The sequence below is a fragment of the Kitasatospora sp. NPDC004615 genome (genome assembly GCF_042873545.1).
Lineage (GTDB): Bacteria > Actinomycetota > Actinomycetes > Streptomycetales > Streptomycetaceae > Kitasatospora.
The window spans coordinates 581,695-595,801 of the sequence record NZ_JBIALQ010000004.1 but is presented as its reverse complement, the minus strand read 5'-3'; the positions used below and the strand labels follow the sequence as shown (position 1 = coordinate 595,801).

At 71.3% G+C, this 14,107-nt stretch carries 9 protein-coding genes and 2 pseudogenes; 5 read left to right on the top strand and 6 right to left on the bottom strand.

Annotated elements, in window-relative coordinates:
• Positions 1-578 precede the first annotated feature (578 nt).
• Positions 579-1,181, bottom strand: coding sequence for an AAA family ATPase (locus ACFYS8_RS17395; RefSeq protein WP_387641922.1), 603 nt, complete (start codon positions 1,179-1,181; stop codon positions 579-581).
• Between the two features lie 169 nt (positions 1,182-1,350).
• The gene (locus tag ACFYS8_RS17390) at positions 1,351-2,922 is read right to left on the bottom strand and encodes a hypothetical protein (RefSeq protein ID WP_387641920.1); all 1,572 of its coding nucleotides are present in this window, start codon (positions 2,920-2,922) and stop codon (positions 1,351-1,353) included.
• A gap of 211 nt (positions 2,923-3,133) precedes the next feature.
• Here ACFYS8_RS17390 and ACFYS8_RS17385 point away from each other — a divergent pair, with 211 nt between their 5' ends.
• Entirely contained in the window at positions 3,134-3,958 is an 825-nt protein-coding gene (locus tag ACFYS8_RS17385) for a hypothetical protein (RefSeq protein WP_387641918.1), read from the top strand.
• A 570-nt stretch (positions 3,959-4,528) separates the two neighbouring features.
• Here ACFYS8_RS17385 and ACFYS8_RS17380 read toward each other — a convergent pair.
• Positions 4,529-4,768: pseudogene (locus ACFYS8_RS17380) on the bottom strand (ATP-binding protein); the annotation flags it as partial.
• A gap of 193 nt (positions 4,769-4,961) precedes the next feature.
• Here ACFYS8_RS17380 and ACFYS8_RS17375 point away from each other — a divergent pair.
• From ACFYS8_RS17375 to ACFYS8_RS17365, 3 genes and pseudogenes are all read left to right on the top strand, one after another.
• Complete coding sequence (locus ACFYS8_RS17375) at positions 4,962-5,618, top strand: dihydrofolate reductase family protein (protein WP_387641915.1); 657 nt, start codon at positions 4,962-4,964, stop codon at positions 5,616-5,618.
• Positions 5,619-5,885: 267 nt separating this feature from the next.
• Positions 5,886-6,302 carry a DUF5958 family protein gene (locus ACFYS8_RS17370; protein WP_387641912.1) on the top strand — a complete coding sequence of 139 codons (417 nt, stop codon included), beginning with the start codon at positions 5,886-5,888 and terminating at the stop codon, positions 6,300-6,302.
• A 78-nt stretch (positions 6,303-6,380) separates the two neighbouring features.
• Positions 6,381-7,422, top strand: a pseudogene (locus ACFYS8_RS17365) (IS701 family transposase); the annotation flags it as partial.
• 507 nt (positions 7,423-7,929) lie between these two features.
• Here ACFYS8_RS17365 and ACFYS8_RS17360 read toward each other — a convergent pair.
• Entirely contained in the window at positions 7,930-11,928 is a 3,999-nt protein-coding gene (locus ACFYS8_RS17360; RefSeq protein WP_387641909.1) for an LPXTG cell wall anchor domain-containing protein, read from the bottom strand.
• 616 nt (positions 11,929-12,544) lie between these two features.
• Between ACFYS8_RS17360 and ACFYS8_RS17355 the strand changes: the two genes are divergently transcribed.
• Positions 12,545-12,814: a hypothetical protein gene (locus ACFYS8_RS17355; RefSeq protein WP_387641907.1), complete on the top strand. Its 270-nt coding sequence runs from the start codon at positions 12,545-12,547 to the stop codon at positions 12,812-12,814.
• Between the two features lie 120 nt (positions 12,815-12,934).
• Here the strand turns inward: ACFYS8_RS17355 and ACFYS8_RS17350 are convergent, their stop codons facing one another.
• Both ACFYS8_RS17350 and ACFYS8_RS17345 read right to left on the bottom strand, forming a co-directional pair.
• The gene (locus tag ACFYS8_RS17350) at positions 12,935-13,264 is read right to left on the bottom strand and encodes a DUF1330 domain-containing protein (RefSeq protein ID WP_387641904.1); all 330 of its coding nucleotides are present in this window, start codon (positions 13,262-13,264) and stop codon (positions 12,935-12,937) included.
• Positions 13,265-13,407: 143 nt separating this feature from the next.
• Positions 13,408-13,986 carry a GNAT family N-acetyltransferase gene (locus tag ACFYS8_RS17345; protein WP_387641902.1) on the bottom strand — a complete coding sequence of 193 codons (579 nt, stop codon included), beginning with the start codon at positions 13,984-13,986 and terminating at the stop codon, positions 13,408-13,410.
• Between the last annotated feature and the right edge of the window lie 121 nt (positions 13,987-14,107).

The window sequence follows — 14,107 nt, the reverse complement described above, 5'->3', positions numbered from 1 at the left end:
GGCGGGGCGGGTGTGGTGGTAGCGGCGGTTGTCCGGTCGTCGGCCTTGGCGGGGCGAACGAGTGCCGAGCAGTGGACCCGTCTGGCGCGCGGCCGGATGCCGGGACGGAGCGCGGGGTCGTCGCCGGGCCCGGTGAGGGTGCCTCGGACGGCAGGGGCGGGCTGCTCGGCCGGCGCAGCGGCGGGGCGGGGCGGGGCGGGTGTGGTGGTAGCGGCGGTTGTCCGGTCGTCGGCCTTGGCGGGGCGAACGAGTGCCGAGCAGTGGACCCGTCTGGCGCGCGGCCGGGTGCCGGGACGGAGCGCGGGGTCGTCGGTGGTAGCGGCGGTTGTCCGGTCATCGGCCTTGGCGGGGCGGACGGGACGGCGAGCGGGTGCCGAGCAGTGGGCCCGTCTGGCGCGCGGCCTGCGGGTCGGCGGGGTGGTGAGGTCGGGTCAGGCGGCCCCGGCCGGGCGCGCGTTCGGGTGCGGTACCCGGCCCGGCCGTAGGGCTCCCCTGCGGCCAGGCCGGACGCCGGACGTGCCCGGTGCGCGAGCCGGTCCCGGGCGCGGGGACGCGGGGACGCGGGGCCGTGGGGCCGTTCAGGTCAGGGCGGCCGCCAGGCGGTGCGGGAGGGTGTCGTAGGGGTGGCAGTCGACCACGGGCAGGTGGTGGGCGCGGGCCTGGGTGGCGAGCCAGTGGGAGTAGTCGGCGCTGACCTGGGCGCGGAGGGGCTGGGGGCCGTGGTCCGGTTCGCGGCGGGCGTAGTTGGCGCCGATGCGTGCGGGGTCGCCCTCGTGGAGGAAGACGGTGCGCAGGCGTCGGTGGTGGGCGGTGGCCTCGGTGGCGGCGCGTTGGGCGGCGCGGGGGGTGAGGTAGTCGCCCTCGACGATGGCGGGCACGTCCACGCTCAGCCGGTTGCGTACGACGCCGAGTGCGGCGTCGTCCAGGGCGTGGGCGGTGGCGATCTGCAGTTCCAGGAGGCGGTCGGCGCCCAGTTCTTCCGGGTCCGGGTGGGCCGCGAAGTGGTGCAGTGCGGGGTGGGTGGCCGGTGTGGTGGCGCTCTGGAGGGCGGCGACCACGTCGTCGAACTCGACCGTGAACGCGCCGCGGGCGGCGGCGAGGTGAGCGGCGGCGGTGCTCTTGCCGACGCCGGAGGCGCCGCCGATCAGCAGGATGTCCCAGGGGTGGTGGTCGGTGCGCATCCGGTCACGGTAGGGGACGCGGGGAACCGGGACGACAGCCGGGGGCCGGACAGGAAGCGGCCGGGGCAGGGGGCGGGCGGGGCAGGAAGCGGGCCGGGACAGGGGGCGGGCCGGACAGAAGGCGGGCGGGGCAGGAGGCGGGCGGGGCAGGGGCGGCCGGGCGGCGGGTTCAGCGGTGGGCGGCGGCGAGGTCGATCAGGCGGTGTGCCACCGGCGCCGGGATGGCCGGGTTGCCGGCGGCGGCCTCGGCCGTGGCGCGGTCGCGGAGCAGGGCCACGAGGGTGGCCACCGGCAGCCGGGGGTTGCGGATCACCGCCCGGCGCAGCCCGTACGCGGCGGGCGGCGCCGTCCGCTCGTCGGCGGCGGCGGGGTCCGGTTCGGTAGCAACGGGGTCCGGTTCGGTGGCGGCGAGCAGGCGCAGCGCGGTGGCGGGTGACAGGCGGGGGTCGGCGGCGGCGGGGGTGTGGACCAGCGGGTCGGGGTCGGTGGCGAGTCGCTCGACGGTGGCGGGGGTGCAGTCGGGGGCGTGCAGGGCGAGGCGGCGGATCTTCGGGTCGGTGTGGTCGGCGAGGTCGCCGGTCAGGGCGTGGAAGGGGAAGCCGGGGCGGCGCAGCGCCTTGTCGGGGTGGGCCCAGGTGGTGGCGGCCTCGAGCAGCAGGTCGGCGGGTGGGGTGTCGTTGTGGACGGCGAGGGTGGACCGGACGCCGCTGTCGGGGTCGTGGGCGAGGAGGTCGAGGGTGTCGGGCGGGAGGGTGCGGGCGCGGGCGACGGAGCGCCGGATGGCGGTGCTCGCGGAGCGGGCGAGGCGCCGCATGGCGGTGGGGTCGTCGTGCAGGTCCTCGACCCAGCGCAGGTCCCCGTACTTCTGGTCGGGTGGCTGGTCGGCGGAGGCTTGGGCGCGCAGGTGTTCGGGGGTGTCGGGGCGGGCGGCGATCTCGGCGCGGACGTCCGGGTCGAGGTCGCCGGCCAGGGTGGCGAGGAGGTCCGGGCCCAGGTGTGGTTTCTCGGCGAGGCGGCGGCGCAGTTCGGTGTCGGGGTGGTGGGTGAGGCGGCGGGCGAGGTCGGGGTAAAGGGGCCGTTCCCGGACGGCGTCGCGCCGGTCCTCGTCGTCGTCGAGGGTGTCGAACTCGGCCGGGGACAGGGGGCGTTCGTCGTCGTGCCAGGCCGCGGCGGCGTCCCGGACGGTGGGGTCGGGGTCGGTGCGCAGCGCCGCGTGGTGGTGGGTGTCGAGGTGGTCCCAGGCGTGGGCGCACAGCGCGTGGCGCACGTGCGGGTCGGGGTCGGCGGCCAGGGTGGCGGCGACGTGGCCGGGCAGGCCGCGGAAGGACAGGGCGCGCAGGCGGACGCGGGGGTCGGGGTCGGCGGCCCAGGCCGCGAACCGCTCCGCCGGGGGAAGTGGCCCGTTCTGATGGGACCAGCAGCGCAGGGCGGTGCCCTGCCAGCCGGTGCAGTCGGCGTCGAGCAGGCGCTCCCACTGCGCGAGACTCATCCCCCGCTGGTACTGGGCCCACGCGCGGCGGAGGTACCAGTCGGTTCGGGCGACGGCGGCGTCGACGATCTCGGGCGGCTGCGGGTCCAGCGCCATGGACGGTACGTGGCGGGCCAGGCGCAGCCGCACGTCGGTCGAGGGGTGCGCGGTCAGGCCGGACAGCCATGCCCAGGGGATTCCGGCGTTCGCGGCCGCTTCCTCGAGGCCGTCGAACAGGCGCTCCCAGTCGTCACTCCCCCGCTCCCCTCGCATCTCCGCGCTCCCCCGCATATCCCCGCTCCCCTCGCATCTCCGCGCTCCCCCGTGTTCCCCGGTCCGTGCCGCGGTGACGGGCGGCGGCCGTGCCACTGTGGCACAGGACCGCGGAGCGCCGTGGGCGGGGGCGGGGCGGGGCGGGGGCGGGCGCGGCCCTCGGGGCGGCGCGTAGAGTGGCCGCTCGCCCGTGGGAGAAGGGGAGCTCGTCGTGCGTGAGCGTTCCGGCATTCTGTTCGTCACCGACCTCGCGTATCCGGCGCGGGGGCGCCGGTACGGCGACGAGGACGTCTTCCTGACGTCGCGGCTGCGTGAGGAGTTCGACCTGGCGCTGTGTCACCCGCGCGACGCGGTGGCGCTGATGGACGCCTTCGACGCGGTCGTGATCCGCAACAGCGGGCCGGTGCTGCACTACCGGGAACAGTTCGACGAGTTCCGGCGGCAGGCGGGCGCGCGCGGCACCCGCGTCTACAACCCGCTGACGGGCCGCGGCGACATGGCCGGCAAGAACTACCTCCTCGACCTGACGGCGGCCGGGTATCCGGTCATCCCCACCGTCGGCCACCCCCGCGACGCCGGCCTGCTGCCCCGCTCCGGCCGGTACGTGGTCAAGCCCGCCACCGGCGCGGACTCGATCGGCCTGTCCGTCGTGGACCGCGCGGACCTGGCCGGCCTGGACGGGGACGGCCTGCTCGTCCAGCCGCTCGTCGACTTCCGCTACGAGGTGTCGTTCTACTTCGTCGACAACGCCTTCCAGTACGCCCTCCACGCCCCCGACCCGTCCCGCCGCTGGGAGTTGACGCCCTACCCGCCCACACCGGCCGACCTGGCCTTCGCCCGCCGGTTCATCGACTGGAACACCCTCGACCACGGCATCCAGCGGGTCGACGCCTGCCGCACCACCGACGGGGACCTGCTCCTGGTCGAACTGGAAGACCTCAACCCGTACCTGTCACTGGACACCGTCCCGCCACGGCGGCGCGACGCGTTCGTCACCGCGATGGCCGCCTCGATCCGCCGCATGCTACACGGCTGACGACCCCACCAACGGCAGACGGCAACCGCGATGGCGGCCTCGATCCGCCGCATGCTGCACGGCTGACGGCCCCACCGACGGCAGAAGGCAGGGGGCAGGGGGCAGGGGGCCCGCCGCTCCCCACGTTCGCCCCCGAATCCCTCTCAGTAGATATCTCGTGTCCTTCCCGACGGACAGCCGATCTCCCCCGGGCGGTATGACCTACCGTCACCCCCTCGGGTCCGGCCATGCCCTCCGGCATCGACGCGGAGGAACCTGACCGGCCAAGAACATCGGAGGAACCCTCTGCCGACGAAGCACGCGACACCGGGCCGACGAGGAACCCCCCGAACGCGGACAGCGTCACCATGACTGGCGCAGGACGGACAGCAAGGACAATGGATGAAGCGGTTCACGAGAAGCCTGACAGGGCAATTCACCACCGCGGCGACCGCGTGTGTGGCACTCTTCGCCCTGCTGTGGACGCTCGGGGGCTGGGTGCTGGGTGAGCTCGTCGACGGAATGCCTCCCCTCCAGAAGTAGCCCGCCTCCAGGGCACTGGCCGGGCTCTCGGGGCCCGCGCTCCCGTGCGAGTGGGACGACGCCCTTGCCGGCGGTGGCCTGAGCGAGGCGAAGGCTGGTGCCCTCGGTCAGCACGATGTGCGCGTGGTGCAGGAGCCGGTCGACGGCTGCTGTCGCCGGCGTCCTGGGCGTGATCGAATCGAATCCCGACGGATGAAGGTTGCCGGTCACCACCACCGGGCGACGCTCGTAGGCCGCGTCGATCACACGGTAGAACGCGTCGGCGGCGGCCTGTCCGCAGGGAAGCAAGCAGCACCCGCCGGGACGCCGAGCCACCACGCGGCACGGCGGAAACCCTGCCCGGCGGGCGGGGCGGCGAGCGGCGGGCGGCGAGCGGGCGCGGAAAAGACCGGGTCCCGGCGTGGCGACGAGTTCCGCGGCCCCGCCCGGTCTACATCTCGACCGGAACGACCACCACCCCCCTCTTCCCGGGAGCACAGACATGGGCCTGATCCACATCGAACTGTTCGCGACCCTCGACCTCGTCGGGCAAGCGCCCGGCGGACCCGACGAGGACCCGGCCGGATTCCCCTTCGGCGGATGGCAGGTACCGCTGCTGGACGAGTACACCGGCACGCAGATCGGCACCGCGTACGAGGACACGGACGCGCTACTGCTCGGCCGGCGCACCTACGACCTCTTCGCCGCGTACTGGCCGCGTCAGAAGGACGGACGGATCGCGGAACTGTTCAACAGCGTCCCGAAGTACGTCGCCTCACGCCACACACCCGACCTCCCCTGGAAAGGCTCCACACTGCTCGGACCGGACCTGGCCAACGCCGTACACGAAATCCGGGAACGCCACGAACACGTGAAAGTCGTGGGAAGTCTCGACCTGGTACAAAGCCTGCTACGGGAACGGCTCTACGACCGCCTCGACCTGTGGCTCTACCCCATCACCCTCGGCACCGGCAAAAAAATCTTCGACCACGGCACCGTACCGACCAACCTCACCCTCCTGAAGCCACCGGTAGCTGGCCCCACCGGCACCGTGTTCCTCCGCTACAAAACCGCCACCGGCACACCCACCACCGGCGACATGAACACACCCCACCACCACAACCACCACCACAACCACGACCACGACCACGACAGGTGACCACGACCACGACCACGACCACGACAGATGACCACGACAGGTGACCACGACCGCAACGGCGACCGCGACCGCGACAGGTGACCGGGATGGGCACCACCCACATCAACGGCATCGACCTCGGCGTCGAATAGTGACTTTGCATGGCAGTTGGCCACTTTTCAGACTAGTTAGCCAGAGTTTTCGGGCTAGTACTCCAGTCATACTTCTTGATCTGGTTCGATGGCCCACGGGGTCTACTGGCCTCAGCCGAGTCGCGGAGGTGCGCGGATGGACGAGCGCACGGTCATGTTGAACGAACTCGCGCAGGGGCTGCGCCCGCTCGAGCAGGGTGTCGAGTGGTTCAAAGCCCTTCCCTCCGAGGACCAGTTCGAGGTCCTGCGGGATCTGGGCGGACACTGCGTTCAGGCGCGCGCGACGGTGGAGGACGGGCCCGAGAGCGTGCGACTCGCCGGTATCCGGCCGACGCACACCCCGGCGGTGCTGATCACACGTGGGCAGTTGGCCGGGCAGCTGACAAAGATCATCAATCTGCCGCAGCACGAGCGGGTGAAGGCGTTTCGGCTGCTGGTCGCCCTGCTGGGGGTCGCTGACAAGCGCCGCCGGGAGCGGTTCTGCGCCGACGGATGCACCCATGCCTGGCACCAATTGGCGGCAGGGGCGGATACGGAAGCGGCCACCACGTGATCATCGGAGGTTGTGTGGACTTCTGAAGATGGTGCGATGGCCGCGGGCCATAGCGTAGACCCTGCCCGCTGACGGGCGATGTTCGACCAGGCCATGGCCCGCATCGCGGGCCGTTTCCGACGAGTGGAACCGAGGGCGACGGCACGGGCATCCGTCCTCGGACCGCTGCCCGGTGTCGAACGCAAGAACTGCTGGCAGCTGGCCGAGGAAGCCGGCCATGCCCGCCCCGGCGCGATGCAGCGGCTGCTGCGAAGCGCACGCTGGGACGCTGACGAGGTGCGCGACGAGGGTCCGTTCCTACGTGCTGGACCACCTCGGCGGTGACGGGGTGTTGGTCGTGGACGAGACGGGGTTCCTGAAAAAGGGCCTCCGTTCGGCGGGCGTGCAGCGGCAGTACACCGGCACTGCCGGGCGGATCGAAAATGCCCAGGTCGGGGTGTTTCTTGCGTACACGCCGTCGCGGGGAAGGGCCCTGATCGACCGCCGGCTCTACCTCCCCGAACACACCTGGTACCGGGATCCCGAGCGCCGGTCGGGCTCCGGCGTTCCCGAGCAGGTCGAGTTCGCCACCAAGCCCTGCCCGGCCCTGCAGATGATCGAAGCGGCCCTCGACGCCGGGTGCGCCTCCTCCGGGGTGACCGGGGACGAGGTCTACGGCCAGGACCCCCAGCTCCGCTCCGCCTTGGAGGCACGCGGGATCGGCTACATCCTGGCGGCCGCCTGCACCACCAGGGTGCGGATCAACCAGGACCGCACGATGGCGCGGGCCGACGCCGTGGCCGCCACCCTGCCCCAGGATGCCTGGCACCGGCAGAGCGCCGGCGCCGGAACGAAGGGCCCGCGCCACTACGGCTGGGCGTGGGTGCAGATCGGCGCCGACAGGAACCGGTGCCTGCTGATCCGCCGCAACCCCGCAACCAGCGAACTCGCCTTCCTGTGCTGGTCACCGGGCGAGGCGGCCCTGTCCACGCTGGCGCGCGTCGCTCGGATCAGGTGGTGCATCGAGGAGTGCTTCCAAGCCGCGAAAGGTCAGGTCGACCTGGACCACTACCAGGTCCGTCACTGGACATCCCGGCACCGCCACATCACCCCGGCCATGCTCGCGCTGGCCTTCCTCGCCCCCGTCGCTGTCAGAACGAAGCCCAACCGAAGTACCCACCCGAACCTTCCTGCCCGCAGCAGTGACCCAATCGACCTGACCATCCCAGAGATACGCCGCCTCAACGCCAGGACCACGGCCCGACCACCCCGCAGTGCCGGCTCCGCCGGAACAGTCCGGCTCACCGGCCGCCCCACGCAAAGCCGGACACCGCCGCCTTGCCGGCGCCACCTGGCCCCTGGCCCCGCACATGTCCGAACGCCCCGTCGAGAACATCCCCACCCCACCCGACGAACAGACCACCCCCGCCCCGGACACCGAAGCGCCCACGCCGACCGTCCCGAGCCCGACCGTCCCGCCGCGGGCCGTCCCCGGCCGGCGAGAACTCCTGGAGAAACGGATCCAGGAACCGCTGGACGCACACCCGCCCTCCGCCCCCACACGACGCGGGACCGCCCCCGGAGCCCGAAAGCCCCGGAGGCGGTCCCCCGCGCCTTCACCGAACGAGCGGCGAGGTGGTGGGTGTTACTACCCCACGAACCGGTCCGCGTCCGAACGACGACGCGCCCGGTACAGCAGCACACCGCCCAGCGTGAGCAGCCCGCCACCGGCCAGACCCGCAGCCGCGAGACCCGCGGGCGAACCCGTGTCCGGCAGATGACCCCCGCCACCGGCGTGCGGCGGCTTCGAAGGACCACGGGGCGGCTTCACGCAGCCCTCGCCCTTCTCCTTCTCCGGGCACTCCGACACCGTCACGCACAGCGACACCGGCCGGCTCTCCACCAGGTGTCCCTGCGGGTCGCGGGCCGAAGCCGTCGCGACGTTCGTGACGTGACCGGCCTTCGCGTCCTCGCCGGTCACCACATACGTGCCGTGGCAGGTCGTGCTCGCACCCGGCTCCAGCGTGGCCGACTCGCACACCACCGGGGACACCCGGTCGTCACTGACCGAGACGTCCGTCAGCACCGTCGACCCGGTGTTCGTCACCGTGTACGCGTAGGTGATGGTGTCACCCACCTTCGCGGACCCCGACACGTCGGACTCCTTCACGACCGACAGCGACGACGCGCCCGGGACGGTCTCCACCGTCGCCTCACCCGGCGGACTCACCACCGGATGCCCCTCCGGATCCGTACCGTTCGCGGTCGCCGTGTTCGTCACACGACCGGCCTGAACATCCTCCTCGGTAATCGTGTACGAGCCGTGACACACCGTGCCCTGACCCGGGTTCAGCGTGGTCGCCTCACACGTCACCGCGGCGACACGGTCGTCCGAGACAGTGACACCGTGCACGGGCACAGCACCCGTGTTGGTCACGGTGTACGTGTAGGTGACGGTGTCACCCACGCGGAACGGACCCGCCGCGTCGGCCTTCTTCACGAGGGACAACCGGGCCTCGCCCACCACCGGAACCGTCGCCTCACCCGGCGGAGACTTCACCGAGTCACCACTGGGGTCGATGCCACTCGCATGCGCCACATTCATCACATGACCCGCCGCCGCATCCGCCGCGGTGATCACGTAACTGCCGTGACACAACGTGCTCTGCCCGGGGTTCAGGGTGGTGGTGTTGCAGGTCACCGACGCGATGTGGTCATCCGCGACGGTGATGTTGTGGACGACGGCCGTACCGGTGTTCGTGACGGTGTACGTGTAGTGCACCGTGTCACCCACATGGAACGGACCAGCGGAATCCGCCGTCTTCTCAATGGACAGCGACGCCACACCCACCACCGGAACAGTCGCCTCGTCAGGCGGGCTCTGCACCGGCTCACCCTCCGGATCCGTACCGTTCGCGTGAGCCGTGTTCGTCACGTGACCGGCCTGCACATCCGCAGCGGTGATGACGTAACTGCCGTGACACAACGTGCTCTGCCCGGGGTTCAGCGTCGTCGCGTTGCAGGTGACCGAGGCGACGTGGTCATCCGCGACGGTGATGTTGTGGATGACGGCCGTGCCGGTGTTCGTCACGGTGTACGTGTAGTGGACGGTGTCACCAACATGGAACGGACCCGCACCGTCCGCCACCTTCTCGATCGACAGCCGGGCCTCGCCCACGACCGGGACAGTGGCCTCGTCAGGCGCACTCTGCACCGGCTCACCCTCGGGGTCGGTGCCGTTCGCGTGCGCCGTGTTGGTCACGTGACCGGCCTGGACATCCGCAGCGGTGATGACGTAACTGCCGTGGCAGAGCGTGCTCTGCCCGGGGTTCAGCGTCGTCGCGTTGCACGTGACCGAGGCGACGTGGTCATCCGACACGGTCACGTTGTGGATGACGGCCGTGCCGGTGTTGGTGACGGTGTACGTGTAGTTGACGGTGTCACCAACATGGAACGGACCCGCACTGTCCGCCGTCTTCTCGATCGACAGCCGGGCCTCACCCACCACCGGCAGCACCACCTGATCCGGCGGACTCAGCACCGTCTCGCCCTGCGGGTTCGTAGCCGCGGCTTCGGCTCTGTTGGTGAGGTGGCCGAGGGCGAGGTCTGCGGCGGTAACCACGTAGGTGGCGTGGCACAGCGTGCTCTGGCCCGGGTTCAGTGTCGTCGCGTCGCACGTCACCGAGGTGGCGTGGTCGTCGGCGACCAGGAGGTCGTCGAGCACTGTCTGGCCGGTGTTCGTCACGGTGTACGTGTAGCCGACGGTGTCACCGACGTGGACGGGGCCTGCGGTGTCTGCCTGCTTGCTCAGGGCGAGGGAGGACGGGCCGATGACTGTGACGGTGGCTTCTGTCTCGGGGGAGGTGATTGGCTCGCCGTTGGATGTGCCGTGTGCTGTCGCGTGGTTGGTGGAGTGGCCGGCTGCGGCGTCGGCTGCGGTGATCACGTAGGTGCCGTGGCATTCTGTGCTGTCACCGGGGCTGCCGCGGGGGGCCAGGGTGGTGGTGTCGCAGGTGATGTTGGTGATCTTGTCGTCGGTCACCGAGAGGTTCGTCACCTCGGTGCCGCCGGTGTTGCTCACCACGTAGGTATAGGGGACGGTGTCGCCCACGTTGAAGGGCTCGGGGGCGTCCACGTGCTTGACGATCTCGATGCCCGGCGGGGCCACCACGGGGATGTCCTCGGTGGATGGTGGCGATGTCACGGGGTCGCCGTCTGCGGTGCCGGTGGCTTGGGCGGTGTTGACGACGTGGCCTGCGGCGACGTCTTCCGCGGTGACCAGGTAGGTCGCTTTGCAGGTGACTGTCTCGCCCGGTTCCAGCACGGTCACGGGGCAGTTGATCGGGCCGACCTTCGGGTCGTTGACGGCCAGGTTGTTGATCGGGATGGTCCCGGAGTTGGTGACGACGAAGTCGTACGGGATCGTGCTGCCGATCGTGAGGTCGGCGGGCAGGGGCTGGTGGGCCTGCTTGACGAGGTTGAGTTCGGGCAGTGGCTGGTCGGTGCCGATCACCACGTTGCGGATGAGGTGCACGTCCGTGAACAGGCCCGTGGAGCCGGCGAAGCCGAACTTGTAGGTCGGGGGGACGGGTTGCGGCGCGGGGGTGCTCAGCACCTGGTGCGGGCCTGTGCCGTCGTTGAAGTCGACGCTGATGGTCAGGACCGGGTTCGGCGCCGGGGTCATGTGGACGTTGACCCGGCGGCGGGACGGCTCCAGCAGTGCCTGGGCCTGGGCCGGCGTCACGCCCGGCGGCAGGGCGGTCAGCGGGCCCTGCAGGGTGCCCGGCAGGGTGGACGGCCACGGGCCGCTGGTGGTGAAGTTGCTGGTCGTCGCGGTCAGGAAGCAGTAGCCCTCGACGCCGTCGCCGGGCCCGCGGACGGTGACCATGTTGGGTCCGGGCGCCGGGACGTGGAAGCCCGTTCCGGCCGGGGAACGCTGGCCGGGCGGGCAACCGTTGCCGCGGTGTTCCCAGTCGCCGAAGTAGTTGCCAAGGACGTCGAGTCCGACGCCCAGGTAGCCGCCGTTGACGCCGGGCAGGAAGGTCAGGTTCGGGTTGTCGTCGGGCAGCTTCTGCGCGTAGCCGAGGCTGCCGCCGAACGCGCCGGGGTGATCGAGCGAGACATCGCCGTTGACCAGGAAGAACGAGATGCCGTCGGCCGGGGTGGCGGGTGTGGTGCTGCCGTACTGCCACTGGTCGAAGCTCACGTCCAGACCGGCGTTGGCCGGCAGCGCCTGCTCGAAGAGCACCGCGCCGTTCTGGTCGTTGCTGGAGTCGGTGATCCGCAGGTAGCCGAACGGGGAGCCGTCCAGCGGCGGCACCGGGCCGACCTGCGGGAGCGGGCAGCCGCCCAGCGGGCGGTCGTCCGGCCCGAGGGGCGAGGTCGGAGCACCCGTCAGACACGCCGAGCCGACGGCGACGAACCTCGGGTCCGCGGTCGCGCCGGTGAAGTCCTCCTGCAGGAGGGGCGAACCGGTGGCTCGGACACGCTCCGGCATGGCCACCGCTCGGGGGTGTTCAGGGGCGGCGGCCTCGGCGCCCCACGAGGCGACCAGGCCGGTACCGACCAGGCCGAGGGTGGCTGCGGCGCTGATGAAGCGGGCCGTTCGGGATTTGAGCCGCCACGGTCCGCGGAAATATCTCGTCATGCCCTTGACTATGTGCAGCTAATACCAAGTGTTATCAATTATTACTATCAGTGGACCTGCCGAATCGCTCGGATGCCCGAACGCGGAATGCCAACCCGGCATCAGCACTGCCGCGATCATGGGGGCCTGATGAGAACTCAGGAGCGCGACGACCGGACACTCTCGAACGGGCCAGGCGGCGAGGTACGCATGCCGCCGACGACGCCCGGGATCGGGATCGCCGGACGGGCGCCTCGATGGTCCCGCCGCGCGAGCAGTACCGCTCCCGGAATCGGCCCGCCACTCGCGCCGAACACCGTTCCGCGCGCGGAGGACGCCCGCAGGGTTCGACCACTGCGGCACCCTGGCACCCGTGAGCGCCGCGCTGCGCCATCTGTCGTGCAATGAAAGTGATCTGACGATCAGTCAGATGAATCGCGCCCTGCGCTTCCCGGGCGACCACCCAGGGGTGAACCTTCGAACCGCCCCTCCCCCGCAGGCGCAAGGGGTTCTGAGGATCCGTCAGGACCAGACGGACGCACGGCCCTTTTGCGGGCCTCCGGATCCCGTGGCGTTCTGGAATCGGCAGGGCCGACACCGTGCCCCGCCACCGATCAACTTCTCGGAGGAGATTCTCATGCGTGCTCTCAAGCGTGTTCTGGCCGTCAGCGCCCTCGCCGCCCCCCTCGTCCTCGGCTGCGCCGGACTCGCCTCTGCCCACGGCCACGAAGGCCACGAGGGCGCGGAGTTCAACCAGGGTCAGTTCATCGCCAACGAGGAGGGGGCCGGCGAGGCCAACGTCCACTCCGAGGTCGACCCGTGCGGCGTCGAGCACTCCAAGGGCTGGGTCTTCGCCGGTGACGAAGGCGTCGAGGGCTCGCACACCGAGTCTGGTGCCCACTTCTGAGGGCTGACCTCAGCATTCGCATTCAGGTGCCCGGCGGGAATCCCACCCGCCGGGCACCGGCGTGTCCGGGGCGGCGGGCCCGACGGCACGCCCGACGGCACGCCGGTCGGGAGGGCGGGCTCAGTGCTCGTCGAAGCGGTGCCCGGCCCGGTAGCCGGCGGGGACGCCGTCGGCGATGATCACGTCGGCCGTCATGTGGCGGGTGCGCAGGGGCAGGATGTCCTGGTAGGCGGGTGAGGTGTACCAGGCGTGGGCCTGCTGGTGGTCGGGGAACTCGATCATGATCAGGCCCTGCCGGCCCCAACTGCCCTCGATGGTCTCGAACTTGCCGCGGTGGACGAGGAAGCGTCCGCCGAACGCGTCGAGGGTGGCGTCGATGCGCCGCAGGTATTCGACGGTATCGGGGCAGACCTCGACGGAGTGGACCTGGGCCAGGGCGTAGGCGGGCATCGTGGTGCTCCCATGCAGTCGGGGCGGCTGACCTCGGTGACGCTACGCAGCGGCGGGGCGGGGCGAATCCGTCATGAATCAGTCGGCCGGTGCCGCCGCACGCCCGCCCGGCCGTCGGACAGCCGGGCGGGGCAGGTGGCGGGTCAGGCGTTCCACTCGCGGGCGAGGATGGCGTAGACGTATTCGGTGCCCCAGCGGTCGCCGTCGAGGTCGCTGTCGATCAGGTGGGCCTCGCGGCGCATGCCGAGGCGTTCGCAGACTCGGACGGAGGGGGTGTTGAGGGCGTCGAGCCGGGCGAAGAGGCGGTGAACTCCCAGGGATTCGAAGGCTGTTGTGGTGAGGGCGCGGGCTGCTTCGGTGGCGTAGCCCTGGCCGGCGTACTGCGGGTTGAAGACCCAGCCGATCTCGGCCTGGCGGGCGCGGGCGTTGGTGAGGGTGACGACGACCTCGCCGACGACGCCCGGCTGGTCGGCCCGGCAGACGGCCCACAGGAGGCCGTCGTTGTCGGCGCTCCAGCCGGCGTGGACGCCGCGGGTGGCGATGGAGGCCTCGTTGCCCTCGCGGGTGAGTGCCGGGCGGTAGAGGTAGCGGACGACCTCGGGCAGGCACTGGTACGCGTAGCGGTCGTCGGCGTCGGCGGCGGTGAACGGGCGCAGGATCAGCCGCTCGGTGGTGATGGTGGCCGGGATGGCGGCCTGGAGGTGCTGTGCGGCCTCGGTCATGGGTCCCCCTGGTGGTGTCGTGCGGTTCGGCGCACGGTGGCAGGTGGTGCCACCGTGGCGTCCGCACACCATAGTTGACGGTTGGGCGGCAGATTTCGAAGGCCGGGGCGGCCTCGCCGGC